This is a genomic window from Plantactinospora sp. B6F1 (assembly GCF_040120695.1).
GTDB lineage: Bacteria > Actinomycetota > Actinomycetes > Mycobacteriales > Micromonosporaceae > Plantactinospora.
Genome location: NZ_JBEEAC010000010.1, coordinates 122,820 through 149,246 on the forward strand (window position 1 = coordinate 122,820; position 26,427 = coordinate 149,246).

At 72.9% G+C, this 26,427-nt stretch carries 19 protein-coding genes and 2 pseudogenes; 12 read left to right on the forward strand and 9 right to left on the reverse strand.

The annotated features are described in order from the left end of the window. Window positions 1–258: 258 nt before the first annotated feature. Window positions 259–1,512, reverse strand: coding sequence for a THUMP-like domain-containing protein (locus tag ABNF97_RS15840; RefSeq protein WP_349338977.1), 1,254 nt, complete (start codon window positions 1,510–1,512; stop codon window positions 259–261). Window positions 1,513–1,764: 252 nt separating this feature from the next. Here ABNF97_RS15840 and groES point away from each other — a divergent pair, with 252 nt between their 5' ends. From groES to ABNF97_RS15855, 3 genes are all read left to right on the forward strand, one after another. After that, window positions 1,765–2,073, forward strand: a complete 309-nt coding sequence (gene groES, locus ABNF97_RS15845) for a co-chaperone GroES (RefSeq protein ID WP_502930490.1) — start codon at window positions 1,765–1,767, stop codon at window positions 2,071–2,073. Between the two features lie 79 nt (window positions 2,074–2,152). Beyond that, the gene (gene groL, locus ABNF97_RS15850) at window positions 2,153–3,799 is read left to right on the forward strand and encodes a chaperonin GroEL (protein WP_130462035.1); all 1,647 of its coding nucleotides are present in this window, start codon (window positions 2,153–2,155) and stop codon (window positions 3,797–3,799) included. A 249-nt stretch (window positions 3,800–4,048) separates the two neighbouring features. Next, a complete protein-coding gene (locus tag ABNF97_RS15855; protein ID WP_349339007.1) occupies window positions 4,049–5,782 on the forward strand; it encodes a molybdopterin-dependent oxidoreductase in 1,734 nt (577 codons plus the stop codon). A 12-nt stretch (window positions 5,783–5,794) separates the two neighbouring features. Here the strand turns inward: ABNF97_RS15855 and ABNF97_RS15860 are convergent, their stop codons facing one another. Beyond that, window positions 5,795–6,175, reverse strand: coding sequence for a WhiB family transcriptional regulator (locus ABNF97_RS15860; RefSeq protein WP_130462036.1), 381 nt, complete (start codon window positions 6,173–6,175; stop codon window positions 5,795–5,797). Window positions 6,176–6,429: 254 nt separating this feature from the next. Here ABNF97_RS15860 and ABNF97_RS34165 point away from each other — a divergent pair, with 254 nt between their 5' ends. Beyond that, complete coding sequence (locus tag ABNF97_RS34165; protein WP_130462037.1) at window positions 6,430–7,461, forward strand: response regulator transcription factor; 1,032 nt, start codon at window positions 6,430–6,432, stop codon at window positions 7,459–7,461. Between the two features lie 88 nt (window positions 7,462–7,549). Here the strand turns inward: ABNF97_RS34165 and ABNF97_RS15875 are convergent, their stop codons facing one another. Further along, entirely contained in the window at window positions 7,550–7,969 is a 420-nt protein-coding gene (locus ABNF97_RS15875) for a DUF5319 family protein (protein WP_130462038.1), read from the reverse strand. Window positions 7,970–8,251: 282 nt separating this feature from the next. Here ABNF97_RS15875 and guaB point away from each other — a divergent pair, with 282 nt between their 5' ends. Genes guaB through ABNF97_RS15890 form a run of 3 tightly spaced genes read left to right on the forward strand, consistent with a single transcriptional unit; the run spans window position 8,252 to window position 12,421 of the window. Continuing rightward, window positions 8,252–9,814 carry an IMP dehydrogenase gene (guaB, locus tag ABNF97_RS15880; protein WP_502930492.1) on the forward strand — a complete coding sequence of 521 codons (1,563 nt, stop codon included), beginning with the start codon at window positions 8,252–8,254 and terminating at the stop codon, window positions 9,812–9,814. 47 nt (window positions 9,815–9,861) lie between these two features. Continuing rightward, window positions 9,862–10,980 (forward strand): GuaB3 family IMP dehydrogenase-related protein, encoded by a 1,119-nt coding sequence (locus tag ABNF97_RS15885; RefSeq protein WP_130462039.1) that lies wholly within the window; start codon window positions 9,862–9,864, stop codon window positions 10,978–10,980. 25 nt (window positions 10,981–11,005) lie between these two features. After that, window positions 11,006–12,421, forward strand: coding sequence for a M1 family metallopeptidase (locus ABNF97_RS15890; protein WP_502930493.1), 1,416 nt, complete (start codon window positions 11,006–11,008; stop codon window positions 12,419–12,421). Window positions 12,422–12,512: 91 nt separating this feature from the next. Here the strand turns inward: ABNF97_RS15890 and ABNF97_RS15895 are convergent, their stop codons facing one another. Next, window positions 12,513–13,418, reverse strand: coding sequence for a hypothetical protein (locus ABNF97_RS15895; RefSeq protein ID WP_349338979.1), 906 nt, complete (start codon window positions 13,416–13,418; stop codon window positions 12,513–12,515). Between the two features lie 138 nt (window positions 13,419–13,556). Then, window positions 13,557–14,735 (reverse strand): LCP family protein, encoded by a 1,179-nt coding sequence (locus ABNF97_RS15900; RefSeq protein ID WP_349338980.1) that lies wholly within the window; start codon window positions 14,733–14,735, stop codon window positions 13,557–13,559. Between the two features lie 160 nt (window positions 14,736–14,895). On the opposite strand from ABNF97_RS15900, the gene ABNF97_RS15905 reads away from it, so the two are divergent. Beyond that, window positions 14,896–16,734: an FAD-dependent oxidoreductase gene (locus ABNF97_RS15905; protein WP_130462041.1), complete on the forward strand. Its 1,839-nt coding sequence runs from the start codon at window positions 14,896–14,898 to the stop codon at window positions 16,732–16,734. Between the two features lie 56 nt (window positions 16,735–16,790). Beyond that, window positions 16,791–18,344, forward strand: coding sequence for a glutamine-hydrolyzing GMP synthase (guaA, locus tag ABNF97_RS15910; RefSeq protein WP_349338981.1), 1,554 nt, complete (start codon window positions 16,791–16,793; stop codon window positions 18,342–18,344). Between the two features lie 181 nt (window positions 18,345–18,525). Here the strand turns inward: guaA and ABNF97_RS15915 are convergent. Next, window positions 18,526–18,834 (reverse strand): annotated as a pseudogene (locus ABNF97_RS15915) (PspC domain-containing protein); the annotation flags it as partial. A gap of 187 nt (window positions 18,835–19,021) precedes the next feature. On the opposite strand from ABNF97_RS15915, the gene ABNF97_RS15920 reads away from it, so the two are divergent. From ABNF97_RS15920 to ABNF97_RS15930, 3 genes are all read left to right on the forward strand, one after another. After that, a complete protein-coding gene (locus ABNF97_RS15920; protein WP_130462044.1) occupies window positions 19,022–19,969 on the forward strand; it encodes an NUDIX domain-containing protein in 948 nt (315 codons plus the stop codon). Between the two features lie 81 nt (window positions 19,970–20,050). Beyond that, a complete protein-coding gene (locus ABNF97_RS15925; protein ID WP_349338982.1) occupies window positions 20,051–21,022 on the forward strand; it encodes an NUDIX hydrolase in 972 nt (323 codons plus the stop codon). A gap of 378 nt (window positions 21,023–21,400) precedes the next feature. Continuing rightward, window positions 21,401–22,336, forward strand: coding sequence for a CDP-alcohol phosphatidyltransferase family protein (locus tag ABNF97_RS15930; RefSeq protein WP_130465835.1), 936 nt, complete (start codon window positions 21,401–21,403; stop codon window positions 22,334–22,336). A 159-nt stretch (window positions 22,337–22,495) separates the two neighbouring features. Here ABNF97_RS15930 and ABNF97_RS15935 read toward each other — a convergent pair whose 3' ends face one another. The 3 genes and pseudogenes from ABNF97_RS15935 to ABNF97_RS15945 all read right to left on the reverse strand — a co-directional run bounded on the left by ABNF97_RS15935 (window position 22,496) and on the right by ABNF97_RS15945 (window position 26,413). Then, a complete protein-coding gene (locus ABNF97_RS15935) occupies window positions 22,496–23,749 on the reverse strand; it encodes a phosphatidylserine decarboxylase (RefSeq protein WP_349338983.1) in 1,254 nt (417 codons plus the stop codon). Between the two features lie 555 nt (window positions 23,750–24,304). Continuing rightward, window positions 24,305–24,553: pseudogene (locus ABNF97_RS34170) on the reverse strand (hypothetical protein); the annotation flags it as partial. A 180-nt stretch (window positions 24,554–24,733) separates the two neighbouring features. Beyond that, window positions 24,734–26,413 carry a PspC domain-containing protein gene (locus ABNF97_RS15945; RefSeq protein ID WP_349338985.1) on the reverse strand — a complete coding sequence of 560 codons (1,680 nt, stop codon included), beginning with the start codon at window positions 26,411–26,413 and terminating at the stop codon, window positions 24,734–24,736. Window positions 26,414–26,427: the final 14 nt, after the last annotated feature.

Here is a 26,427-nt window from a genome sequence, read left to right on the forward strand (position 1 = left end):
TGGGCTGTGGCGACCGCCCGCATTACTTTTGTTGTGTCCGGCAACGTATTGCGCGAAGACTCTTCAGGGCAAGGTCACCGAGGTCACGAGTTTGTTGTTCCGGATAACAATTCAGCAACGTGCGGGACATCCCGGGATCGGACAGCGGCGATACGCCGGAAATGATCCTCTCCGGACCACCCGTGCCGACCGCCCTGGTCCCGGCCGGCCGGGATCGGGGCGCGGCGACCGGCGCGGTGGTGGCGCGGGTGAGCCGGATCAGGTCCGCCGGGGCGAGTTCGAGTCGCAGCCCTCGACGGCCCGTCGAGGCTCCGGAGCCGGCACCGGACGGCAGAGCAGCACCGTCGGGGCGCCGGCGATCCGGGTCAGCACCAGACTGATCGGCTCGCCGCCGGCCAGCCGCAGGTCGCGGCGGAGCCGCTCCGGGTCCAGCGCCGAACCCCGCTTCAGGATCTCCGCCCGCCCGACGTCGAGGTCCCGCAGCCGGGCCCGTAGCCGCTTCAGCGAGAACGGCAGCGACTCGCGCACCTCCAGGCACCGGGCGTACGGGGTGGGCCGGGCGGCGTCGGCGTAGACGTACGCGATCTCGGGGTCGGCGAGGGTGCCGTCGACCGTACCGGCGAACTCGGCGACCAGGTGCGCGCGGACCACCGCCGGGTCCGGGTCGTAGAGGTAGCGCCGGACCGGTCCGACCGGGGCCCGGCGGGTCCCGTCGCCGGTCAGCTCGTGCACCGCCGCCCCGGCCAGCAGGGTGGCCCGGCGCGGCGCGGTGGCGAGCGGACCGGACCAGACCGTCGCCTCGACCAGGTCGCCGTCGACGCTGACCCACTCGCCCTCGGCACCCGTCGGCAGCAGCCGGTGCGCGATCCCGGGCGCGACCTTGAAGACCGTCCGGGGGACCCGGTCGGTCAAACCGAGCAGGAAGTCCCAGGGCGGGGAGTAGGCCGCCGGGTCGAAGATCCGCCGGCCGGTGCCGGTGCTGCGCCGGGCCGGGTCGCAGAAGACCGCGTCGACCGGGTCGTCGAGCGCGGTGAGGTCGAACCGGGTCGCGTCACCGACGGTCACGGTGAACCGGTCGGCCACCCCGGCCGCCTCGGCGTTGGCGGCGGCCATCGCCGCGGTGACCGGATCGGCCTCCACGCCGTACACCCGGATGCCGGCCCGGGCGGCGGCGAGCGCGTCGGCGCCGAGGCCGCAGCCGAGGTCGACAAGGGTGCGCACCCCGGCGGTGCGCAGCCGGGCTGCCCGGCGGGCCGCGACCCCGGCCCGGGTGGCCTGCTCCAACCCGGCCCGGGTGAAGAACATCCGGGCCGCATCCGGGCCGAACTTGGCGGCCGCCCGGCGCCGCAGCTCGGTTTGGGTCAGCGCGGCGGCGGCCAGCCCGGCGGGCACCCCGGCGCGGCGCAGCGCGGCCGCCGCGGCCAGCGGGTCGCCGTCGGCCAGTTCGGCGGCGGTGGCCAGCGCGGTTCCCCCGTCCGGGGTACGCAGCGCGGCGAGCTGCTCGGAGTCCACCGGAGCATTGTGCCGGCCGGGCCTCCGGCGGCGTGTCGGGTTGGCACTCTCCTTGACGGAGTGCTAGCCGTCGGCATAACCTGCCGTTAGCACTCTCAAACCGAGGGTGCCAGCTTCCGGGCCGCTGTCCGGGGGCTGAACGCCAGGCGGACCGGCACCCGCGACGACGGACCCGCCCGGTGGCATGTGGCAGATTGACGCTGGTCGGCTCGCCGGCCGGCACAGAAACCAGTACCCCAGGAGGGTATGCCCGTGACTACCGCGACCAAGGTTGCGATCAAGCCGCTCGAGGACCGGATCCTGGTCCAGGCGAACGAGGCTGAGACGACCACGGCGTCGGGCATCGTGATTCCCGACACCGCAAAGGAGAAGCCGCAGGAGGGCACCGTCCTCGCTGTCGGCCCCGGCCGTTTCGACGACGACGGCGACCGGATCCCGGTCGACGTGAAGGTCGGCGACACGGTCCTCTACTCGAAGTACGGCGGCACCGAGGTCAAGTACGCCGGCGAGGAGTACCTGGTGCTCTCCGCCCGCGACGTCCTCGCCGTCATCGAGAAGTGATCTGACTGATCCAGTGACGCTGCCCCGGACCGGCCCTGCCGGGCCGGGGCAGCGCTCGTGAAGGGACCCTGTTAACACAATGGCGAAGATTCTGAGCTTCTCGGATGACGCCCGGCACCTGCTGGAGCACGGTGTCAACACGCTCGCGGACACGGTCAAGGTCACTCTCGGCCCGCGCGGGCGCAACGTCGTCCTGGACAAGAAGTTCGGTGCCCCGACGATCACCAACGACGGCGTGACCATCGCCAAGGAGATCGAGCTCACCAACCCGTACGAGAACCTCGGCGCGCAGCTGGTCAAGGAGGTGGCGACCAAGACCAACGACATCGCTGGCGACGGGACCACCACCGCCACCGTGCTGGCCCAGGCCATGGTCCGGGAGGGCCTGCGCAACGTGGCGGCCGGGGCCGGACCGGCCGCGCTCAAGCGGGGCATCGACGCGGCGGCCGAGAAGGTCTCCGCGGCCCTGCTGGAGAAGGCCGTCGAGGTGGCCAGCCGGGAGTCGGTCGCCAACGTGGCGACGATCTCGGCCCAGGACGCCACCATCGGCGACCTGATCGCCGAGGCGATGGAGAAGGTCGGCCGGGACGGTGTGATCACCGTCGAGGAGGGCTCGACCCTGGCCACCGAGCTGGAGGTCACCGAGGGCCTCCAGTTCGACAAGGGCTTCATCTCGCCGAACTTCGTCACCGACACCGAGTCGCAGGAGGCGGTGCTCGACGAGCCGTACATCCTGATCACCACCCAGAAGATCTCCTCGATCGAGGAGCTGCTGCCGCTGCTGGAGAAGGTTCTCCAGACCGCGAAGCCGCTGCTGATCATCGCCGAGGACGTGGAGGGGCAGGCGCTCTCCACCCTGGTCGTCAACGCGATCCGCAAGACCGTCAAGGTCTGCGCCGTGAAGGCGCCCGGCTTCGGTGACCGGCGCAAGGCGATGCTCCAGGACATGGCGATCCTCACCGGTGGCGAGGTGGTCGCCCCCGAGCTGGGCTACAAGCTCGACTCGGTCGGCCTGGAGGTGCTCGGCACCGCCCGTCGGGTGGTGGTCGACAAGGAGAACACCACCGTGATCGACGGCCGGGGCCGGGACAACGACGTCGCCGAGCGGATCACGCAGATCCGCAAGGAGATCGAGGCGTCCGACTCCGACTGGGACCGCGAGAAGCTCCAGGAGCGGCTGGCCAAGCTCTCCGGCGGCATCGCGGTGATCAAGGCTGGGGCGGCGACCGAGGTCGAGATGAAGGAGCGCAAGCACCGCATCGAGGACGCCATCGCCGCGACCAAGGCTGCGGTCGAGGAGGGCACCGTGCCGGGCGGCGGCGCCGCACTGGTGCAGATCGTCTCGGCACTCGACGGCGACCTCGGCCTGACCGGTGACGAGAAGGTGGGCGTCTCGATCGTCCGCAAGGCGCTGGTCGAGCCGCTGCGGTGGATCGCCCAGAACGCCGGCCACGACGGCTACGTGGTGGTGCAGAAGGTCGCCGAGCAGGGTTGGGGCAACGGCCTCGACGCCGCCGCAGGCGAGTACAAGGACCTGGCCAAGGCCGGCATCATCGACCCGGTGAAGGTGACCCGCAACGCGGTCACCAACGCGGCGTCGATCGCCGGGCTGCTGCTGACCACCGAGAGCCTGGTCGTGGAGAAGCCGGAGAAGGCCGAGCCGGCCGCCGCCGGCGGGCACGGCCACGGTCACGGGCACGGCCACCAGCACGGTCCGGGCTTCTGAACCGGCTCCGGGCCCGGATCGCGCTGATCCGTACCACCCGGTCGTGACACCGGGATCCGCGTGAGCGGTCCGGCGTGGAGAGGTCTTCCGCGTCCGGCCCCCGCTCACGCGGATCTTCGTTTCTGGGGTACCGGACCCGCCGGTCACACCACCGGCGAATCCCCTGACCCACCCTTCCCGCACCCGGGTACGGCCCGCGACACTGGTCGGATGAGGATGTTCCCGGATCCGGGCGGTGCCGGGGCGGCGATGGTCGGGGTCGGTCCTGGCCACCTGCCGCGCCGGTTCGGTGCGCTGGCCGGGTTGGCGGCCGCGGCCGTCGCGCTCGGTGCGGCCGAGGTCGTGGCGGTGCTCACCGGCGCGCGCTCGGCACCGCTGGTCGCGGTCGGCGGCGTACTGGTGGACCTGGCGCCCGCACCGCTCAAACAGTTCGCCGTCGACGTCTTCTACGTCTACGACAAGATCGCTCTCCTGGTCGGCACCGCCGTACTGCTGGCCGGGTTCGCCGCCCTGGTCGGGCTGGTCGCGGTCCGCTCGCTGCCCCTCGGGTACGCCGGGATCGCCCTCTTCGGCGCGGTCGGCGTACTGGCGGCGCTGACCCGCCCCGGTGCCGGCCCGGTCGCCGCACTGCCGTCGCTGCTCGGCGCCGTACTGGCGGCCGGCGTGCTCCGGCTCTTCGTCGCCGGCCCGCCCGGCCGGGCCCTGACCGCCGCCGGCCCGCCCGGCCGGACCCTGACCGCCGCCGGCCCGCCCGGCCGGACCCTGACCGCCGCCACGCCGGCAGCGGACCGGACAGGGCCGGGCGCGGCGGCCCCGCCTGCCCTGGGCGGCCGTGCTGATCCGGGGCCACCGGCCGGCCCGGCGGGCGGAACGGAGGGGACTCCGCTGCCGCCGTCCGTGTCGGCGTACCCGGACGAGTACGCCCGGCGGCGGTTCCTGACCGGTGTCGGGCTCGCCGTCGGCGCGGCGGCGGTGGGCGGCTTCGGCGGGCGCTGGCTGTCGACCCGGCGGGGTGTCTCGGCCGCCCGCGCGGCGATCGAGCTGCCGGCGCCGACCAGCCCGGCGGTGCCGGTACCGGCGGACGCCGACCTGCGGGTGCCGGGGCTCTCGTCGTACGTGACGCCGAACCGGGACTTCTACCGGATCGACACCGCACTGGTGGTGCCCCGGGTGGACCCGGCGCAGTGGCGGTTGCGGATCCACGGCCGGGTCCGCAACCCGATCACGCTGCGCTACGCCGACCTGCTCGCCCGGCCGATGATCGAACGGCACATCACCCTGGCCTGCGTCTCCAACGAGGTCGGTGGCGACCTGATCGGCAACGCCCGCTGGCTCGGCGTGCCGCTCGGGCCGCTGCTCGCCGAGGCCGGACCGCTGCCCGGGGCGGACCAGGTGGTGGGGCGCTCGGCCGATGGCTGGACCTGCGGCAGCCCGACCGGGCTGCTCACCGACGGCCGGGACGCGATGCTGGCCGTCGGGATGAACGGCGAACCGCTGCCGATCGAGCACGGCTTCCCGGTCCGGGTGGTGGTGCCCGGCCTGTACGGCTACGTCTCGGCCTGCAAGTGGCTGGTGGAACTGGAGTTGACCAGTTTCGCCGACTTCGACGCGTACTGGGTGCCCCGGGGCTGGTCGGCGCAGGGGCCGATCAAGACCCAGTCGCGGATCGACACCCCACGCCGGGGCCGGACGTTGTCGACCGGCCCGGTCACCGTCGCCGGGGTGGCCTGGGCACAGCACGTCGGGATCAGACAGGTGGAGGTACGCGTCGACGACGGCGACTGGCAGCCGGCGACGCTGGCCGCGACGGTCTCCACCGACACCTGGACGCAGTGGTCCTGGCGCTGGCTCGCCACCCCCGGCGAGCACACCCTCCGAGTACGTGCGACCGACGCCACCGGGGCGGTACAGACCGGCGAATCGCGTCCGGTCGACCCCGACGGCGCCACCGGCTGGCACACCATCACGGTCACGGTGACCTGAGTACCGGCCGGGTCAGGCGGAGCGCTGCGCCGGCACCGTCGACCGGAACGGCCGGCCGAGTCGGGCCTCCAGCCGGGCGATGTCCACCCGGCTCTGTCGGCGGTCGGCCAGGTCCTCCCAGCCGACGGCGAGCAGCCGGAGCCGCTCGGACTCGCTGAAGCCGCCCCACACCCCGTACGGCTCGCGTACGGCGAGGGCGTGGGCGGCGCATTCGGCACGTACCGGGCAGGCACCGCAGACCGCCTTCGCGTTGGCCTCGCGGCGGTTGCGGGACGAACCCCGCTCACCATCCGGGTGGAAGAACTGGGCGCTGTCTCGGCCCCGGCAGGCGCCAAGCCGCTGCCACTCCCACAGATCGACGATGGGTCCAGGCAGTCTGCGTACGTTCGACATCAGCACCCTCCCTCCGCGCGGCACCGCGATGACCTGCTCGGGTCGGAATCCGGGCGGCGGGCCGCGCAGGCGCACCGATCCGACCACGGGTCCCGGTACCCCGGGCGTGGACGACTCACACGTACTTGATCGCGCACTTCTGGCCCCGAAGCCGTTCCCCGGGGCGAATCGTCCAAAAAGTTTGTGGTTCATCCGTGGAAACTCATCATGATCACTCACTGGCGTGGTCTCCTCGTTGCGGAGAGGAGAGCACCGTGCGCACCGTTCTTGTCTGCGTCCGGACCCCGCTCGCGGCCCAGAACGTCGCGGCAGCGGCGGCCCGGCTCGGTTTGGCCGCCGCGGTCCGTACCGCGGTGTCCGACCCCGAGGCCATGCTCCGGCTCGCCGAGCGGCCGGCGGACGTGGTGCTCGCGGACACCGCGCTCACCCGCCCGGACAGCGTCGGCTTCACCCGGCGGGTACTGGCCCGGTCGCCCGGAGCGGCGATCCTGCTGCTCGGCGCCGAGGATCCGGGGGTCGCCGCGGCGACGATCGCGGCCGGCGCCCGCGGGCTGATCCAGGGCAGCGACCACGACCTGGTGAGCGTGGTGGCGAAGGCGATCCTGCTGCTCGGCGGCCGGTCCGGTCGGGGCGGTGCCGCGCTGGCCGGCGGCGCGCTGGCCGGCGGTGGCCAGGCGGGTGGCCCGGCCGGTGCGGGCCGGCCCGGTGACGGTGCCGGCCAGCCGGCGGCCGGCCAGCGGCTGGGCAGCGCGGTGCGGGCGCCGACCGGACCCGGCCGGGAGGGACCGGGCGCGGACGGACCGGGCGCGGGGCGCCCGCCGGGGGACGAGTCGACGGTACGCCGGCGGGACGACCCGCAGCCGCGTACCGGTGCGGGTGAGACGACCGGCGAGCAGCCGACCGGACCGGCGGTGGTACCGGCCCAGCGTGCGGACGACCCGAACGCGCCCACCGACCCGGCGACGGCGCCCGGCGCCGGTCCGGGGTACCCGGCGGAGAAGGCCGGCCCGGGCGGGCCCGGCGCGTCGGGGCAGGAGCCGGCCGGCGCCGAGGGCTCCGGCGGTGCGGCACGCCCGGTCCCGCCCCGCCGCCCGGTGCTGACCGAGCGCGAGATGCAGGTGCTGGTCGGGATGGCGGACGGGAAGAGCAACGCGGAGATCGGCCGGGAGCTCTTCGTCTCCGAGGACACGGTGAAGACCCACGCCCGCCGGTTGTTCCGCAAGCTCGGAGCCCGGGACCGGGCGCACGCGGTGGCGGCCGGGTTCCGCGCCGGCCTGGTGGCCTGACGGGTTCCGCGCCGGCCCGGCGGCCGGAGAGTGCCTGTTCGGCAGACCGGCCGGGCGGTCGGGTCGTTGGGCGGTCGGCCCGGCGGGATCAGCGCGGGGTCTCGGCCTCGCCCTCGCTCTCCTCGGCGGTCTCGGTCAGGGTGTCGTGCACCCCGTCCGCGTAGCCACGGGCGTATTCCCAGGTGACGTAGTGGTCCGGGTCGGGGTCATAGGCCGGCTCGTGCACCCGGGGCCGGCCGGAGCTGAGCAGGTGCCGCAGGTTGCCCCGGAGCAGGTCCCAGTCGAAATAGTGCGGTTCCCGGCAGTCCTCGCACTCGATCACGAGGCCGCGCACCCCGACCGGACCCAGCAGCGCCTGGTAGATCTCCAGGTCGGCGAGGTCCTCCAGCACGTCCTGTCGCTCGACCTCGCTGAGCGGGTCGAGTTCGGCCTCCTCGCCCGGGTCGTCAAGGCCGGCGGAGGGATCGGCGGGGTCACCGTTGAACGGGTCGATCGGCTCCTCGTGCACCCCTCCACCGTAGTCCCAACACCGCCCGGCGTGGTCACCCCTGGTGGCCTGTACCGCCGCTGTACCCGCGCCCGCGACGCCCGCCCCGCCGGATGGGTACGATGAACCATCGCGCCGTACCCGGGGCGAACCCCGGACACCGCCCTGCCGCCGGGCAACCTGTCCGACCAGCTCAGCGCCGACCGACCCTCGTCGGCGATGGCCGCAGTCGCGTGGGCGATGGCCGCAGCCGCGTCGGCGGTGATCGTTATCGACCGTCACAACAGCAGCAGGGGACACATCGTGGAGAACCGGCCCACCAACGACCTTCCGCTGGCCACCGACGCCGACCAGCTCGCCGGGCACCTGCCCGAACTGCCGGCCGGTTCGGCCCGGGTGGTGCCGCTCGGGCTGACCTTCGACGACGTGCTGCTGCAACCGGGCGAGTCGGAGATCATCCCGAGTCGGGTGAACACCCTGACCCGGCTCAGCCGCAACGTCAACCTCGCCATCCCGCTGGTCTCCAGCCCGATGGACACGGTGACCGAGGCGCGGATGGCGATCGCGATGGCCCGGCAGGGCGGCATCGGCGTACTGCACCGCAACCTCTCGATCGAGGACCAGGCGCTCCAGGTCGACCTGGTGAAGCGCTCCGAGGCGGGCATGGTCACCAACCCGGTCACCTGCGGCCCGGACGACACCCTGCGGGACGTCGACGCGCTCTGCGGGCGTTACCGGATCTCCGGCGTACCGGTGACCGACGCCCAGGGCACCCTGGTCGGCGTCGTGACCAACCGGGACATGCGGTTCGTCACCGACGGCGACACCCCGGTCCGCCAGATCATGACCCCGATGCCGCTGATCACCGGGCAGGTCGGGGTCACCAAGGAGGAGGCGCTCGACCTGCTGCGCCGGCACAAGGTCGAGAAGCTGCCGATCGTCGACCCGGACGGGCGGCTGCGCGGCCTGATCACCGTCAAGGACTTCGCCAAGAGCGAGCAGTACCCGCTGGCCACCAAGGACGACGCCGGCCGGCTCCGGGTCGCCGCCGCGGTGGGGGTCGGCGAGGACGCCTACAAGCGGGCCCGGGCGCTGGTCGAGGCCGGGGTGGACGTACTCATCGTGGACACCGCGCACGGGCACCAGCGAGCCGTGCTCGACATGGTCGGCCGGCTCAAGAAGGACACCGCCGCCGACGTGATCGGCGGCAACGTGGCGACCTACGCGGGGGCGAAGGCGCTGGTCGAGGCGGGTGCCGACGCGGTCAAGGTCGGGGTCGGGCCAGGCGCCATCTGCACCACCAGGATAGTCGCCGGGGTGGGCGTACCGCAGATCACCGCGATCATGGAGGCGGCCCGGGCCGCCCGCCCGGCCGGGGTGCCGGTGATCGCCGACGGCGGCATCCAGTACTCGGGCGACATCGCCAAGGCGCTGGTGGCCGGCGGCGACACCGTGATGCTCGGCAGCCTGCTGGCCGGCTCCGAGGAGAGCCCGGGCGAGCTGATGTTCATCAACGGCAAGCAGTTCAAGGCCTACCGGGGGATGGGGTCGCTGGGCGCGATGCAGTCGCGCGGGCAGGCCCGGTCGTACTCCAAGGACCGCTACTTCCAGGACGACGTGGCCAGCGAGGAGAAGCTGGTGCCGGAGGGGGTCGAGGGCCAGGTGCCCTACCGCGGCCCGCTGGCCCGGGTCGCGCACCAGCTCGTCGGCGGGCTGCGGCTGGCGATGGGCTACGTCGGCGCGGAGACCATTCCCGAGCTGCACCGCCGGGGGCAGCTCATCCGGATCACCGCCGCCGGTCTGAAGGAGAGCCACCCGCACGACATCCAGATGACGGTCGAGGCACCGAACTACCACACCCGCTGACGGTCGCGGCCTCCCCGCCACCACCCCCTTCTAACCTGGAGTGACCCATGCGTGACGTGGTCGAGATCGGGCTGGGCAAGACCGCACAGCGCGGCTACCACCTGGACGACATCGCGATCGTGCCGAGCCGGCGTACCCGGGACGTGGACGACGTCTCGACCGCCTGGCAGCTCGACGCGTACCAGTTCGGGATTCCCTGCGTCGGGCGCCCGTCGGACGCGACGATGAGCCCCGAGTCGGCGGTCGCCCTGGGCCGGCTCGGCGGGCTCGGGGTGCTGAACGTCGAGGGCCTGTGGACCCGGTACGAGGACCCGACCAAGGTGCTGGAGGAGCTGTCCCGGCTGGAGGAGGGCTCCGGGGCGACCCGCCGGCTCCAGGAGGTGTACGCCGAGCCGATCCGGCCCGAACTGATCGCCGAACGGGTCCGGCAGATGCGCGAGGGTGGCGGCACGGTCGCCGTCCGGGTCTCCCCGCAGCACACCCTGGCGCTGGCCCCGGTGATCCTGGACGCCGGGGTCGACATCCTGGTCATCCAGGGCACCATCGTCTCGGCCGAGCACGTCTCCACCACCGACGAGCCGCTGAACCTCAAGGAGTTCATCGCCGACCTCGACCTGCCGGTCGTCGCCGGTGGCTGCACCGACTACAAGACGGCGCTGCACCTGATGCGGACCGGTGCGGCCGGGGTGATCGTCGGGCTCGGCGGTGACGAGTGGTCGACCACCGAGTCGGTGCTCGGCATCCGGGTGCCGATGGCCACCGCGATCGCCGACGCGGCGGCGGCCCGGCGGGACTACCTCGACGAGACCGGTGGCCGGTACGTGCACCTGATCGCCGACGGCGACCTGCAGACCTCCGGCGACATCGCCAAGGCGCTCGGCTGCGGCGCCGACGCGGTGATGCTCGGCGAGCCGCTCTCGCTCTGCGCCGAGGCGCCGGCCGGCGGTGCCTGGTGGCATCCGGCGGCCAGCCACCCGAAGCTGCCGCGCGGCGCGTACGGGGTGGCCGACGAGCCGCTCGGCTCGATGGAGAAGCTGCTCTACGGACCGTCCGACGACCCGTTGGGCCAACTGAACCTGTTCGGCGGGCTGCGCCGGGCGATGGCCAAGTGCGGTTACCGGGACCTGAAGGAGTTCCAGAAGGTCGGGCTTGTCCTCGACCGGTGACCATCGCCGCTATCCTCCAGACGTGGTGGTCAGGTCGGGGCGGTCGGCGCTGGCCGGCGTGCTGGTGGCGCTGCTGGTGGCGCTCTCGGCCGGCGGCTGCACCGGTCGCCGGGACGAGTCGGCGCCCGAGGGCTTCCGACCCGGGGCGCCCGGGATCGGTGACCCTTACTTCCCGACCTACGGCAACGGCGGCTACGACGTCGCCAGCTACCGCCTCCAGGTCAGGTACGACCCGGCGACCGACGAGCTGACCGGTGACGCCAGCATCGAGGCGACCGCGACCCAGGACCTGTCCCGGTTCAACCTCGACCTGGCCGGGCTGACCGTCTCGTCGGTCCAGGTCGACGGCACCGACGCCGCGCACGCCCGGACCGGAAACGAGCTGGTGATCACCCCCGCCACCGGCCTCGGCCGAGGTGACCGGTTCGGCGTACGGGTGCGCTACTCCGGCAAGCCGGTCCCGATCACCAACGCCGAGCTGGGTAGCGGTGGGCTGCTGCACACCTCGGACGGTGCGATCGCGCTCGGCCAGCCGGAGTCGGCGAGCACCTGGTTCCCGGTCAACGACCATCCGCTGGACAAGGCGACGTACCAGGTCGAGGCGACCGTGCCGGAGGGGTTGGCGGCGTTGAGCAACGGGGTTCCGGGCGGCAGCAGCACCGACGCCGGCTGGACCACCTGGCGCTGGGCGGAGCGGGCCCCGATGGCCAGCTATCTGGTCACGCTGGTGATCGGGAGTTACCGGGTCAGCACCGGCACGCACGCCGGCAAGCCGCTGGTCACCGCGATCGCGGCGGACCTGCCCGCTGGCGGGCCGGCGGAGCGGTCGCTGGCCCGTACCGGCGAGATCGCCGACTTTCTGGCCACCAGGTTCGGCCCGTACCCGTTCGACGCGTACGGCGGGATCGCGCTCGCCGACAGCCGGATCGGGTACGCGCTGGAGACCCAGTCCCGCCCGGTGTACGGCCCGGCGTTCTTCACGGAGGGCCCGAACCTGGAGGTGGTGGTGCACGAGCTGGCGCACCAGTGGTTCGGCGACAGCGTCTCGATCGAGCGCTGGAGCGACCTCTGGCTCAACGAGGGCTTCGCCAGCTACGCCGAGTGGCTCTGGACCGAACACGACGGCGGGCCGAGCGCGCAGGCCAGGTTCGAGCAGGAGTACGCCCGCACCGACTGGGCGGAGCCGGCGCTGGACCCGGGCCCTTCGGAGATCTTCAGCCGGGCGGTCTACCAGCGCGGCGCGCTGGCCGTGCACGCGCTGCGGCGGACGGTCGGCGACGAGTCGTTCTTCCGGATCCTGAGGAGCTGGGCGGCGGAGAAGCGGGACGGCAACGCGACCACCGACGAGTTGGTGGCGCATGCCGAGCGGGTCGCCGGGAGGCAGTTGCGTCCGCTCTTCGACGCCTGGCTCTCCGGCACCACCGCGCCACCCCTGCCCTGACGCACCATGCGCTGAGGTACGCGGCAATGGTGGCGTGGGACTCGCCGTGACTCAATCGCCGAACACAGCGAGTCCCCACCGTCCCCTGTGCTCAGGCCGCGACGTAGCCGTTGAACACGTGGACTCCGTCGTGGGCACCGCTGGAGTTCGCCCGGTTCGTGTTGAAGTACAGCTTGCCGTCGCTGATTCCTACGCCTTCGATCTCGAACAGGGTGTATGCCGAGGACGTGATCCGGAAGGAGAGGTCGGTGGCTGCGGGCGCCGTTCCCGTCGTCGTCGGCGACACGTTCCGGTAGACGAGCACGATGCTGCGGTTCTCCTTGGTCAGCGGGTAGTAGAGGACCTTCTTGGGCGCGTCGTAGAAGAATCCCTGGTTGGTGAAGGTTCCCAGGTCCGGCACCGTCGCGCCGTTGACGAGGGCGCCGTCGACCTGCAGCTTGAACGCGTTGGTCAGCTCTATGGTCCCGGAGGAGGCGCGCAGCGGGAGACTGCCGTTGTAGATCGTCCGGCCACTCTTGAACATGAACGTGATGGTGGTGCTGGTGACCGAGACCCGGTGGACCCCGGACGGCGTCGCCACTGCCCCGTTGAGACGTAGCTGGTACGACCCGGCGTGGTAGTAGGTGGTGCCCTCGTACCGGAGCCGTACGAGCTGCGCGCCGGTCGCCTTCATGGTGACGACGAACATGTGGTGCTGCCCGTCGATGTCGACGATCGTCATGTCGTTCCCGTGCCCGAGCCACGGGTTGGTCGACGTGTTGTTCGTGCCGTTCGTCATCAGCACCCGCGCACCGGTGGTCTTGTGGACGCGGTAGATGACGGAGGTGTCGTCGTGATTGGTGCGGTTCTTGATGGAGTAGAGGTAGGTGGATCCGGCGACGAAGCCCTGTACCCCGGTGCAGCAGCTCGTGTTGGGCGTGCTGGCTATGGTGGTGTACGTGTTGTAATAGGCAGCTTGAGCCGCATTAGCAGGCAGGATCGCAAAACCTAGAACCATCACGACCAGAGTTGCCAGTCGTTTACCGAATCGCATGCCGTCCTCCCCGTTGTTCGACGACCCGGGGCCGGGTGCCTCGGGATCATCGAGGGCAGGCTATTGGGCGGCGGTAGGGCGGTCAAGGCGACGACGACGCGGTCAGTTCCGCACCACCAGTTTCGGATTGGCCGCCAGGTACGCGTCGGCCCGGCCGGCCCGCAGCTCGGCGATGAACTTCCGGCTGACCGGGGTGAGCTGTTCGCCCCGGTAGCCGCTGCCCCGGCCGACGCCGCTGCCGGGGAGCGCCACCAGGGTCATCGCCTCGGGGCGGAGCCGGCTGAGCGCGTATCCGAAGTCGACGATGTCCGAGCCGCTGCCGCTGGTGAAGGTCAGCGCGTCGCCGAGCGAGCGGACCACCTGGCGTACCCGGTCGGCGTCCCGGGCCAGGTCCTGGCTGAGGATCTTCACCAGCATCGCCCTGATCAGCTGCTGCTGGTGTCGCTGCCGGGTGTAGGCGCCACCGGCCGTGTAGCGCTGCCGGGCGTAGTCCAGCGCCTGCCAGCCGGTCAGTGTCCGGCGACCCTTCTCGTAGACCATCTGCGGCCCGACGTAACCACCACCGCGGAGCGCACGGTGCGTACCGTCCGGTTCCCGGTGCCGGGAGACCACCCGCTGGTCGATGTAGAGCTCCACCCCGCCGAGGGCGTCGACCAGTTCGTCGAAGCCGCCGAAGGTGAGGACCGCGCCCGCGTCGAACCGCTTGATCCCGGTGTACGCGCTCACCGTCGCGGAGAGCAGTTGGAAGCCCTGCGCCGTGTCCGGGCGCTTGTCCCTGCCGGGTACCCGGCTGCCGTAGCTCATCGCGTGGGTCAGTTTGGTGCGTTCGCCGGGGAAGTTCGCCTTGGGAAAGCGGGGGATCTGGACGACCAGGTCGCGGGGGAGCGCGAACAGGTAGGCCCGATCGAGGTCCTTCGTGACGTGCAGGATCAGCACCGCGTCGGCGTGCGGCTCCCAGCCCGGTTTGCTGATCCGGGTGTCGACGCCGACCAACAGCAGGTTGAGCGGCCCCTTGATGTCGGCACCGGGCTCCGGGGTCGGGCTCGGGGTGGGCGACGGGGTCGGGGTGGTCGGTGCCGGCGTACCGGGCCGGGCCGTCTGCGCCGGAGCGGAGCCGCCCCAGAAGCGGCTGGCCGCGTATGCCGTACCGGCCAGCAGCACCGCGACCGCGACGGTCGCGGCGAGCCAGACCCTCCGGCGCCGCCGCTTCCGGCCGCTTCCGGCTGCCGGCCCGGCGCCGTTCGCGGGTACGCCGGTGGCGTTCTCCCCGTTGTCTGCCACGCGTCCACTTCCCCTCGGCCATGCGGTCTGCCAGGACCGGCCGTACTCCAATAGACGCATCGTCGGCCCGCCGACGTTGCACCGCCGAAAGCGCGGCAGCAGGAATCTTGGCGCAGTTGCGGCCTGGCGCGGTAGCTACCGGTCGGTAATGATGGCCGACATGGGGCGAACCGCCGGGGCTGATCCCACCGACAGCGCAGACCCACCCCCTGACGCCGTCGCCGATGTCAACGCCGTCGCCGATGCCGCCGACGCCGACGCCGATGTCAACGCCGATGCCGTCGCCGATGTCGACGTCGTCGTCATCGGGTCGGGCTTCGGCGGCAGTGTGGCCGCGCTGCGGCTGGTCGAGAAGGGCTACTCGGTCGCCGTCCTGGAGGCGGGACGGCGGTTCGCCGACCACGAGTTGCCGGAGACCTCCTGGCGGGTCCGCAGCTTCCTCTGGGCCCCCGCGCTGCGCTGCTACGGCATCCAGCGGATCACCCTGCTCCGTTCCGCCGGCCGGCGGTTCACCGGGGCACGGGGTGGCGGCACCGCGCCGGCGAAGGTGCTGGTCCTCTCCGGTGCCGGCGTCGGCGGCGGCTCGCTGGTCTACGCCAACACGCTCTACGAGCCGCTGCCCGCGTTCTACACCGATCCACAGTGGATTTCGATCACCGACTGGCGGGCCGAACTCGCCCCCCACTACGACCAGGCGAAGCGGATGCTCGGCGTGACGACGTACCCGAGGGAGACCTCGGCGGACCGGGCGATGCGGGCGGTGGCCGACCGGATGGGGGTCGGGCACACCTTCACCGCCACCCCCGTCGGGGTCTACCTGGGGCGGCCGGGACAGCGGGCGGCCGATCCCTACTTCGGCGGGATCGGGCCGGAACGGACCGGCTGCCTGCACTGCGGGGCCTGCATGACCGGCTGCCGGCACGGTGCCAAGAACAGCCTGGTCAAGAACTACCTCTGGTTGGCCGAGCGGCTCGGCGCGCAGGTCCGCCCGCTGACCACGGTGACCGCGGTCCGGCCGGCACCGTCGGGCGCCGGCTACGAGATCGAGACGGTACGCACCGGAGCATGGCCCGTCCGGCACCGTCGACGGATCCGGGCCGGTCAGGTGGTCTTCGCGGCCGGCGCGCTGCAGACCCAGCGCCTGCTGCACCGGATGCGCGCCGCCGGCGTGCTGCCGCACCTCTCGTCCCGGCTCGGCGCGCTGACCAGGACGAACTCGGAGGCGATCCTCGGCGCCACGGTGCCGTTGCGGGCCGCCCGGCGCGACGGCGTCGACTTCACCGACGGCGTGGCGATCACCAGCTCGTTCCACCCCGACCCGCAGACCCACGTCGAGCCGGTCCGGTACGGCCACGGTGCCAACCTGATGGGGCTGCTCCAGTCGGCCCTGGTCGACGGCGGCCCGCACCGCGTCCGGCGCTGGCTCGGCACCCTGGCCCGACGGCCCCGGACCTACCTGCCACTGCTCTCGGTCCGGGACTGGTCCCGGCGTACCGTCATCGCGCTGGTGATGCAGTCACTGGACAACTCGCTGACCGTGCACTACCGCCGTGGCCGGCTGGTCACCGTGCCCGGCCACGGGGCCGCGAACCCCACCTGGATCCCGGCCGGCAACCGGGCCGCCCGGCTGCTCGCCGAGCGGATCGGCGGCGTTCCGGGCGGGTCGGTGACCGAACCGTTCGACATGCCGGTCACCGCGCACCTGCTCGGCGGGGCGGTGATCGGGGCCACCGCCGCCGACGGGGTGGTCGACCCGTACCACCGGGTCTTCGGGCACCCGGGACTGCACGTGGTGGACGGGGCGGCGGTATCGGCAAACCTCGGGGTGAACCCGTCGCTGACCATCGCCGCCCAGGCGGAGCGGGCGATCTCGTTCTGGCCCAACCAGGGGGATCCGGACCCCCGGCCCCGGCTCGGCACGGCGTACGCCCGGATCCCGCCCGTCCCGCCGCGCCACCCCGCGGTCCCGGCGGACGCCCCGGCCGCACTCCGCTGGTGAGCCACCCCGTGCGGCGGTTTCCGGGACGGCGGCCGCGCTGAGTAGGCTTCGTACACATGAACACGCCGCGCCCGGTCCTGGTGGTGGACTTCGGAGCCCAGTACGCCCAGCTCATCGCCCGCCGTGTCCGGGAGGCCCGGGTCTACTCCGAGATCGTCCCGCACTCGACGCCGGTGGCCGAGATCCTGGCCAGGGATCCGGCGGCGATCATCCTCTCCGGCGGCCCGGCCAGCGTCTACGCGCCGGGCGCCCCGCAGGTCGACCCGAAGCTCTTCGACGCCGGGGTGCCGGTCTTCGGCATCTGTTACGGCTTCCAGGCGATGGCCCGGGCCCTCGGCGGCACGGTGGCCCGCACCGGCGGCCGGGAGTACGGCGGCGCCACCCTGCGGGCCCGGTCCGACGCGACCGCCCTGCTCCGGGATCTTCCGGCCGAGCTGTCGGTCTGGATGAGCCACGGTGACTGCGTGACGGAGGCGCCGGACGGGTTCACCGTGACCGCCGAGTCACCCGGGGCACCGGTGGCGGCCTTCGAGGATCTTGCCGGCCGCCGGGTCGGCACCCAGTTCCACCCCGAGGTGGGGCACACCGAGCATGGCCAGCGGATGCTGGAACGCTTCCTCTACGAGGTGGCGGGGATCGAGCCGACCTGGACCCCGGAGAACATCATCTCGGAGCAGGTCGCCGAGATTCGCGCCCGGGTCGGCGACAGGGAGGTCATCTGCGGCCTCTCCGGCGGGGTCGACTCGGCGGTGGCCGCCGCGCTGGTGCACCGGGCCGTCGGTGACCAGCTCACCTGCGTCTTCGTCGACCACGGCCTGCTCAGGGCCGGCGAGGCCGAGCAGGTCGAGAAGGACTATGTGGCGGCGACCGGGATCAGGCTGAAGGTGGTCGACGCGGCCGACCGGTTCCTCGGCGCGCTCGCCGGGGTCACCGACCCGGAGCAGAAGCGCAAGATCATCGGCCGGGAGTTCATCCGGGTCTTCGAGGCGGCGGCCCGGGAGGTGGCGGCCGGCGGCGACGTCGAGTTCCTGGTGCAGGGCACCCTCTATCCCGACGTGGTGGAGTCCGGTGGCGGCTCCGGTACCGCCAACATCAAGTCGCACCACAACGTCGGCGGTCTGCCGGAGGACCTGAGGTTCTCGCTGGTCGAGCCGTTGCGGACGCTCTTCAAGGACGAGGTACGCCAGCTCGGCGTGGCGCTGGGGCTGCCCGAGGCGATGGTCTGGCGGCACCCGTTCCCCGGCCCGGGGCTGGCGATCCGGATCATCGGGGCGGTGGACCGGCAGCGGCTCGACCTGCTCCGGGCGGCGGATCTGATCGCCCGGGAGGAACTCACCGCCGCCGGTCTCGACCGGGATGTGTGGCAGTTCCCGGTGGTGCTGCTCGCCGACGTACGCAGCGTCGGGGTGCAGGGTGACGGACGCAGTTACGGGCACCCGGTGGTACTCCGGCCGGTGTCGAGCTCCGACGCCATGACGGCGGACTGGTCCCGCCTGCCGTACGACGTCGTCGCCCGGATCTCCACCCGGATCACCAACGAGGTCGCCGAGGTCAACCGGGTGGTGCTCGACGTGACGAGCAAGCCGCCGGGCACCATCGAGTGGGAGTGACCGCGGCTCACCCGGGATGGCGCGGGTGTGACGCGCTGTCGCCGAACGCCTCGGTCGGCCCCTCGGCGCCAGCCTCTCCGTCAGGAGCGGGCGGAGCCGTCGGCGGGGTCGGCGGAGCGGTTGGCGGGGCCGGCGGGGCCGTTGGGGCCGCCGACGAGGTCGGCGGCGTGCCCGGCGTGGTCGGCGGGGCGGGCTGATCGGTCCGCGGGCCGCCCGGCCAGGTCGGTGGCCAGACCGGGCCGGTGCCGGGCGGGTGCGGCCAGGCGGGCGCGTTGGCCGGCTCCTCGGGCATCAGGAACCAGAGCACCGGGTACGCCAGCAGGCCGAGCCCGCCGGTGAAAACCGCCACCGCGGCGAAGACCACCCGGACCAGGGTGGGGTCGACGTTGAAGTAGCGACCGAGGCCGCTGGCCACACCGGCGATCATGCGGTCCGTGGTCGGTCGACGGAGCTGCTTGTACGGAGGTTGGTTGAGTGGTATCTGCGTCATGTCTCCACGGTCCGCCGAGACGGCCGCCGCGTCCTCGGTGACCGCCCGGATAGCGACCCTGACGCTTCCCTGACCGGTGCCACCGGCGCTCATCACGGCCGGGCCCAGCAGCCCGATGCCCGGTGAACTGTCAGGAATCCGACTCTTTTTGTGGCCGGGTCGGGCCGTCAAGGGAGAATTCGGCCCTGTGACCCCCGCGCTGGAACCGATCCGCAAGATCGCTGCGTACGCGATTTGCACCGATTCAACCGACCGGGTGCTCCTGGTCCGGGCCTCCTCCCGGTCCGGAACGCCCGGTGTCTGGTCGCTGCCCGGCGGTGCCGTCGACCACGGGGAGGACCCGAACCACACGGTGGTGCGCGAGACCGCCGCCGAGACCGGGCTCTCCGTCTCCGTCGTCGGCCTGCGGGACGTCCTCGCCGACATGAGATCGCTGCCGCACCGCGGTGTGACGATCCACACCGACCGCCTGCTCTACCAGGTCTCCGTGCGCGGTGGCACGCTCTGCGACCGGGTCGGTCAGCCCACCGACCTCGCCCGCTGGCACACCCTGGAAGAGGCGGAGAAGCTGCTGCTGCGGCCGTTCACCGCACGAGCCCTGGGCCTGCCCGGCGGGCCCGTCGACCTGCGGCCGGAGGAGGCGCCGGAGTTCCCGTCCTTCCACGCCGTACCCGGGCCGGACGGGCTGCACCGGGCGCAGCGCTTCGCCGCGTACGCGGTCGCCACCGATCCGGACGGCCGGGTGCTGCTGACCCGGGTTGCCGACGGTTATCCGGGGGCGGGCTGCTGGCACCTGCCCGGCGGCGGAACCGACTACGGGGAGCAGCCGGGCGCGGCACTGATCCGGGAACTGGTCGAGGAGACCGGACAGCGCGGCCGGCTGGTCGAGCTGATCGGGGTGGCGAGCCACCGGGACGCCGCCTCGCTCGGCCCCGAGGGCTATCCGATCGACTGGCACGGTGTTCGCGCCTTCTACCGGGTGGTCGTCGACTCGCCCGCCCCGCCCACCGTCGGTGACGTCGGCGGCTCCACCTCCGAGGCCCGCTGGTTCGGCCGGGAGGAGTTGGAGGCGCTGCCGGTGGACCGGCTCACCGAGGTGACCGCCGAGGCCGTCCACGCGGCCCGGCTCGGCTGACCGCCGCCGGTTCCCGACCCGCCCGTGCCGGCGGTCGCCCCGACCGGCATGATCGGTGCGGCGTGCGGGAAGGTGGCGGCAGTGCGGAGATGGCGGCGGATCGGGGCGTACGGGCTGTGTCGGGACGGCGAGCGGGTGCTGCTCGCCCGCGGGTCCGCGACCGCACGCTTTCCCGGCGTCTGGCAACTGCCCGGCGGCGGCGTCGAGCATGGGGAGCATCCGACGGCGGCGGTGTGCCGTGAGTTCGTCGAGGAGACCGGACTGACCGTCGAGGTGACCGGGGTACGGCTGGTGCTCGCCGACGTCGTCCGGCTGGCCGGCGTCGAAGGGCCGGTGGCCGAGCACACCGACCGGATCGTCTACGACGTCGTACCGACCGGCGGCACGCTCTGCGTCGAGGCGCGCGGGAGCACCGACGAGGTCGCCTGGGTCACCCCGGCGGAGCTGGCCGGGCTGACCCTGATGCCGTTCACCGCCGAACTACTCGGCCGCCCGGCAGAGCCGCTGCCGGAGAGCACCGTTCCCGTGACGGACGTACCCGTGACCGACGTGCCCGTGACGGACGGCCCCGTGACCGGTGGGTCGGCGCCGACGGAGGGGGCGATGCGTCCGGCAGCGGTCGACCGGTATCAGCGTTTCGCGGCGTACGGGCTGGCCACCGATCCCGCCGGCCGGATCCTGCTGACCCGGATCGCGACCGGGTTCCCCGGAGCCGGCCGGTGGCATCTGCCCGGCGGCGGTACCGACCATGGCGAGCAGCCGGTCAGCGCGCTGCTGCGGGAGCTGGTCGAGGAGACCGGACAGCTCGGCCGGGTGACGGGCCTGCTGCACGTGTCGCACCGGCACAACACCGCCGAGTTCGGCCCCGAGGGCCGGTCGCTGGACTGGCACGGGGTCCGGGTGATCTACCGGGTCGAGGTCGACGCGCCCACCGAGGCGAAGGTGACCGAGGCGGCGGGTGGCTCGACCGAGACGGCCGGCTGGTTCTCCCGGGCGGAGCTGGCGGAGCTGCCGCGTACCGAGGTGGTCGACGCGGCGTTGTCCCGGCTGTAGGGGAGGATCGGGCCGGGACGCAGAACGCGAGAACCCCTCGTGAAACGATGTCCGTGACTGGTTCGGCTAGAGTTGCGGACAGGCCCGAAACCGGGCCACATCCGGGGATAGCTTCCCGGATGAGAGGTCTGAGCACCTCGGGTGGTTTGGGAGAAAGATCCCTCATACAGCTATCGCCAATCCCTGTCGTCTGTGCGATGGTGTAGGCCGCAATTGGTTGCCGGCCAAGGAGTCCCGGCGCCCGATGGCGCTTGGGCGGGTGCCGCCACGGTGGCGGACCAGTAACCCGGTGATGGAGGAATCGTGCCGAGAGCCCCTTGGCGTCGGCGTCGTACGTCGGACAGCCCGCGCCCGGCAGGGCGTCGCTGGGCGGGGCCGCTGCGCCGCAGCGGCACGTTCGCCCGGCAGGTGTTGCTGGTCCGGGTGGGACGCCGGGAGCACGAGCTGGACGCCGCCGGCGCCAGCACACTCATCCGGGCCGACCGCCGCTTCCCCGAGGACTCCGTCCCACTCGACCCGTACGGTGTCGGTCGGCTGACCGCCGCCGAGATCGAGGCCTCCGTCCCGGTGAGTCCGGTCGTCGGTCCCGCCGACCCGGTCGACGCCCCCGGCCCGGCGATGGCGATCCCGCTGCTGCCCGGCGAGCGGAGCATGGCCCGCCGGATCAAGTTCGCCGTGGTCAACGCCTGCACCCTGGCCAGCCTGACGCTCGGGCTGCTCGCCATCTTCCAGGCGATGCAGGGCGATGTGCGGGTCGCGGCGTACTGCCTGATCGCCTGCGTGGCGTTCGACGGCCTCGACGGGGCGCTGGCCCGCAAGATGGGCGTGGCCAGCCCGTTCGGTGCCCAGATGGACTCGCTGGCCGACATGTGCTCGTTCGGCCTGGCCGCCCCGGTGGTGGTCTACGCCTCCCTGGTGGGTTCGGTCTCGACCGCCGCCGCCGGGGTGGCCTGCGCGCTTGTCGCGGCCTGCGCGGCGATCCGGCTCGCCCGGTTCAACGTCTCGCCGAAGGACGGGCGGTTCTTCTGCGGGGTGCCGACCACGATGGCCGCGGCGGTGCTCGCCCTGGCGGTGCTGATCGGGCTGCCGGTCTCCGGCGAGGTGCAGGTGGCCGGCGTGGGCCTGCTCGCCTTCGCGATGGTCTCCAGCTTCCCGTACGCCAAGCTCGCCCGCCTGATCAAGCTGCCGCCGTGGCTCTGGCTGGCCCCGGTGATCGGTGCCCTGATCGACATCCGGCTCACCTTCGCGATTCTGGTGGTCGGTTACCTGGTCAGCGGGCCGTTGCTCTGGTGGCGTCAGCGCCGCACGGCCTGACCCGGCCCACCGCTACCATCCCGCTGCCGTTGGAGAGCCGCGCCCGGAGAACGTCGCCGCCCGAGCGGCTGCGGTGAGCGAGAGTCCGCCGCCGGCGAGCCCGGCGGCGGACGGAAGCCACAGGTCCGGCCCGGCGGCGGACGGAAGCCACAGATCCGGTCAGCGCCAGCGGGCGATCACGGATGATCCGCCGATGACCCGTTCGCCCGGACCGACCACCGGCTCGGCCGCGTCGGCGGGCAGGTAGACGTCGGTACGCGAACCGAACCGGATCAGACCGAACCGCTCGCCCCGGGCCAGCAGCGCCCCGATCGGCGCCCGCTGCACGATCCGCCGGGCGATCAGCCCGGTCCGCTGGGCCACCACCACCGTGCCGTGGTCGGTGTCCAGCACCGTGTACGCGGCCACGTTGTGCTCGGCGTCCGGTTTCATCGCGGCCGCGAAGCCACCGTCCGCGACGAAGTAGTCGACCACCTTGCCGGCCACCGGTGAGCGGTTGACGTGCACGTCCAACACGGAGAGGAAGACGGCGATCCGGAGGAACTCCCCGTCGCCGAAGCGCTCGTCCCGGAGCCGCTGCACCGAGAGCACCTGACCGTCGGCGGCGGCGACCACCGCGGACTCGTCGTCCGGAATGTCCCGCTCCGGGTCGCGGAAGAACGCGGCCACCGGGCCGGCGGCCAGCGCCGGCACCAGCCAGAGCCGGGACTTGGGCCGGGTGACCCGGGTGAGCGCGGCGATCCCCAGCGCGATGCCGGCCGCCGCCACTCCGTTCGAGTCGATGTGCAGCCCGCGGGTCAGCCGAATGCTCGACGTACGGTGGGCCGGCGCCAACCGGGCCGCCACCGAGACGTCGGCCGGGGTGAACCGGAGGCGGTGCACGCGGAGCGGGGGCTGGTTGACCAGGACGAGGTCGGTACCGACGCCGAAGAGCGCGCTCTGCCGTTCCAGTTCGCCGACCGCGCCCGCCGCCCGACCCGGCAGCGCGGGGACCAGCACGCTGAGTACGCCACCGTCGGTCAGGTACTTGGCGAGCCCGTCCAGCGTCGTCCGGGTCTCCTCGGCGCTGCCGGTCAGCGGTTCCGCGGCGATCACCACGTCCGCCGCGTCCGCCTCGGCCAGCGAGTCCGCGACCCGTACGCGTTGGGCGATCCACCGACCGAGGGCCGGAACGTGCTCCCGGAGCTGATCGGCGGCGAGTGTGTCCACCGGCACCACGGTGAGTACGTCGCCGGGCAGCAGCGCGTCGACCGCTGCGGCGAGTACGGACGAGTCGGTGCTGACCCCGACCAGCAGGGTGGTCTTGGGACCGTGGTGCCGGGACATCTCGGTGGTGAGGACGCGGGCGGCGCGCTCGCCGACGCGGACCGGACGGCCTGGACCGGTGGCGCGTACGGCGGGGGACTGGGTCATCTCGGGCGGGCTCCTCGCGAGGTAAGGACGGGCGGCGGCCGATAGCGGCGCGGGCTACGAGGTGGGGCGGTTCCGGCGGCCGGTGCGGACCGGCCGGCAGAGGCGCCAACCTCCGCCGGCCAGTTTAGGCACCGCCTGACCGAGTCGCACTGATCGCGCCGGTGGCTTGTGACGTCACGCCGGCCGCTCGTCGCGCCGGTCCGTCGCGGTGGCCTCCCCGGCCGACGACTGCGGTGGTGGGTGGGCCGGCCCGGCAGCGCCCCCGTCGATTCGCTCGGTCGTGTCCCCGTACAACGGTTCGGCGGCGTCCCGGTCGATCGGTTCCGTGCTGTGCCCGCTGGCGTCCCGGTCGATCGGTTCCGTGCTGTGCCCGCTGGCGTCCCGGTCGATCGGTTCGGTGGTGTCGCGGTCGAACGACTCGGTGTCCCGGTGGAACGACTCGGTGGTGTCGTGGTCGAACAGCTCGGTCGGGTGCCCGTGGGGCGACCCGGCCGGGTTCTGCTCGAAGAGCGAACCGAGGGACGCGTCGGCCGATCCGGTATCGGCGGTCGAGGTGCCGGTCGGTGCGGCCGGGGATCCGGGACCGGCCGCGTCCGGCACCGCCGCCGGCTGCCGCCCGGACCGGTTGGCCCGGAGCGCACCGATCAGGCCCAGCGCGCCGACCCCGATCAGACCCGCGGCCACCAGCCAGCCGATCGCCGGCAGCGTGAGGCGCGTGAGCTGCGCGAACAACCACCAGGCGGTGATGCCTAGGAAGATCAGGGCGAACGTCAGTGACACCCCGTCGGTCCGGTGCGCCTTCATCGGAAGCCGCCCGGAAGGCCCCTGGCATCAGCCACGGGGAGGGAACGGCGGTCGGGCGCGGTGGTTGCTGTCGGCATGGCGTCGACTCCTCCGTGTCGGCGGAACTGTCGGGTGCGGCTGGGGTGCTTGCGGACGTGGACGAGACGGTGCGGTACACCTTCCGGCTGCCGTGACGAAGCGTTAACGAGTCACCTCCGCGCTGGCGGCGTTGACCGTCAGGTCGAGCAGCAGCTTGCCGCCACCGGGACCGTCCTCGCCGAGGTCGGTCACCACCCGTTGACTGCCGTCGAAGTTGCTGTACCTGCGGTCCATGATCAGGGCGTCGCCCGCGTTGACGTCCAGTCGGACGGTCAGGTCGACGGTGGGTGGCAGGATCACCCTCACCTCGCCGAGGCTGACGTCGACGCTCACCCGGGCGTCCCGGTCGATGAAGTCGATCCGGGTCAGGTCGAGCGTGGCGTTGCCCAGCCGGGTCTCGTAGCGGTCGGCCATCACGTCGTAGCTGGCCGGCGTCCAGAACACGTTCTCCTCACCGCGTAGTCGGGTGTAGGACTCGGCGACCGTGGAGATGCCGAGCGCGCAGGCGGCGACCAGCCCGAGGGCGATCAGCCATCGGGCCCGGCCGAACCAGGCCCCGACCAGCAGCCCGAGGGCGATGGTCACCAGCACGGCGGCGAAGTAGGTGGAGGGCTGCACCGGGATCGCGTTGGTCAGGTCCAGGATCGCGACCAGGCCGATCGCCACGAAGATCAGCGAGAAGGTGGCGGGACCCAGCGCGGACCGTTCACGAGGCCGTTTCGGGGGCTTCGTCTTGGTCGGCGGCGGCGGCGGTGGCGGAACCGGTGCCGGCCGGGTGGCGTACGGACCGTGTGGCGCGAACGGTGCCCGGTAGCCGCCCGGTGGTAGGGGAGGCACCGGGGGTACGGCGGCGGGGTGATGCCCGGTCGGTACGGCCACCGATGGGGAACTGGCCGGCCAGGCGGGGGCCGGCGGTGGGGCCGAGGGGGCCGTCGCGGGTCCGCCCGGGTGGCCCGGTGCGGCGGTCGGCTGTGGCGGGTACCACCCCGGGTGTCCGGGCGCAGCCGGCGGAGGAACCGCCTGACCAGGTCCCGGGTACTGCTGGCCCGGTCCCGGGTACTGCTGCCCCGGTGGCGGCGGCCCGGCACCCGGCTGCCAGTACGGCTGGTTCCGGTTCCGGTCCCGGTTGAGCAGCAGCGCGCCGCCGATCAGCACGGCCGCGCCGAGCAGGACGGCCCGGTAGGTGTCGGTCACGATGAAGCCGAACATCACCGCCGCGACGATGCCGAGCACCAGCACGGTGACCGGGGACATGCTCGACCGGCCCCGGCCGAGCATCGACTCCACCGGCGAGGCGGTGTCCCCCTCGGAGGGGATGATCAGCCAGGCCGCGAGGTATACCAGAAGGCCGATCCCACCGAAGAATCCGAGCACGGCGAGGAGTACCCGCCAGAGGATCGGGTCGCTGTTCGTGGCCCGGCCGAGGGCGGCGCAGACCCCGGCCAGGTAGCGTCCCTCGGTCGGCCGGACGAGTCCGTACCGGTAGGCGAACCCGAACTCCGGCGGCGGCCCGCCGGCTCCCGGTGGCGGCGCTCCGGGCGGCGGTGGCGCGCCGGCTCCGGGTGGCGGTGGCGCGCCGGCTCCGGGTGGCGGTGGCGCGCCGGGTGGCGTTGGCCAGCCGGTACCCGGTGGCGGTGCGTCCTGTGGCGCGGCCCGCTCCGGGCCGGCGGCGCCGGGGTCTGGCGTGCCCAGCGTCCCCTGGCTCGGGCCGGGGTTGTCCGCTGGGTCGGGGCCGCCCGCCGGGCCGGGCGTTCCGCGGGCGGCGGCGGCTTCGTCGGTCATGGTTCGATCCTCCG

Coding starts and splice junctions, on each gene's coding strand:
- ABNF97_RS15885 (WP_130462039.1), top strand. CDS start 9,862: ATGCGTGACGTGGTCGAGATCGGGCTGGGCAAGACCGCACAGCGCGGC.
- groL (WP_130462035.1), top strand. CDS start 2,153: ATGGCGAAGATTCTGAGCTTCTCGGATGACGCCCGGCACCTGCTGGAG.
- ABNF97_RS15860 (WP_130462036.1), bottom strand. CDS start 6,175: ATGTCGAACGTACGCAGACTGCCTGGACCCATCGTCGATCTGTGGGAG.
- ABNF97_RS15935 (WP_349338983.1), bottom strand. CDS start 23,749: ATGACCCAGTCCCCCGCCGTACGCGCCACCGGTCCAGGCCGTCCGGTC.
- ABNF97_RS15855 (WP_349339007.1), top strand. CDS start 4,049: ATGGTCGGGGTCGGTCCTGGCCACCTGCCGCGCCGGTTCGGTGCGCTG.
- guaA (WP_349338981.1), top strand. CDS start 16,791: ATGAACACGCCGCGCCCGGTCCTGGTGGTGGACTTCGGAGCCCAGTAC.
- ABNF97_RS15905 (WP_130462041.1), top strand. CDS start 14,896: ATGGGGCGAACCGCCGGGGCTGATCCCACCGACAGCGCAGACCCACCC.
- ABNF97_RS15945 (WP_349338985.1), bottom strand. CDS start 26,413: ATGACCGACGAAGCCGCCGCCGCCCGCGGAACGCCCGGCCCGGCGGGC.
- ABNF97_RS15895 (WP_349338979.1), bottom strand. CDS start 13,418: ATGGTTCTAGGTTTTGCGATCCTGCCTGCTAATGCGGCTCAAGCTGCC.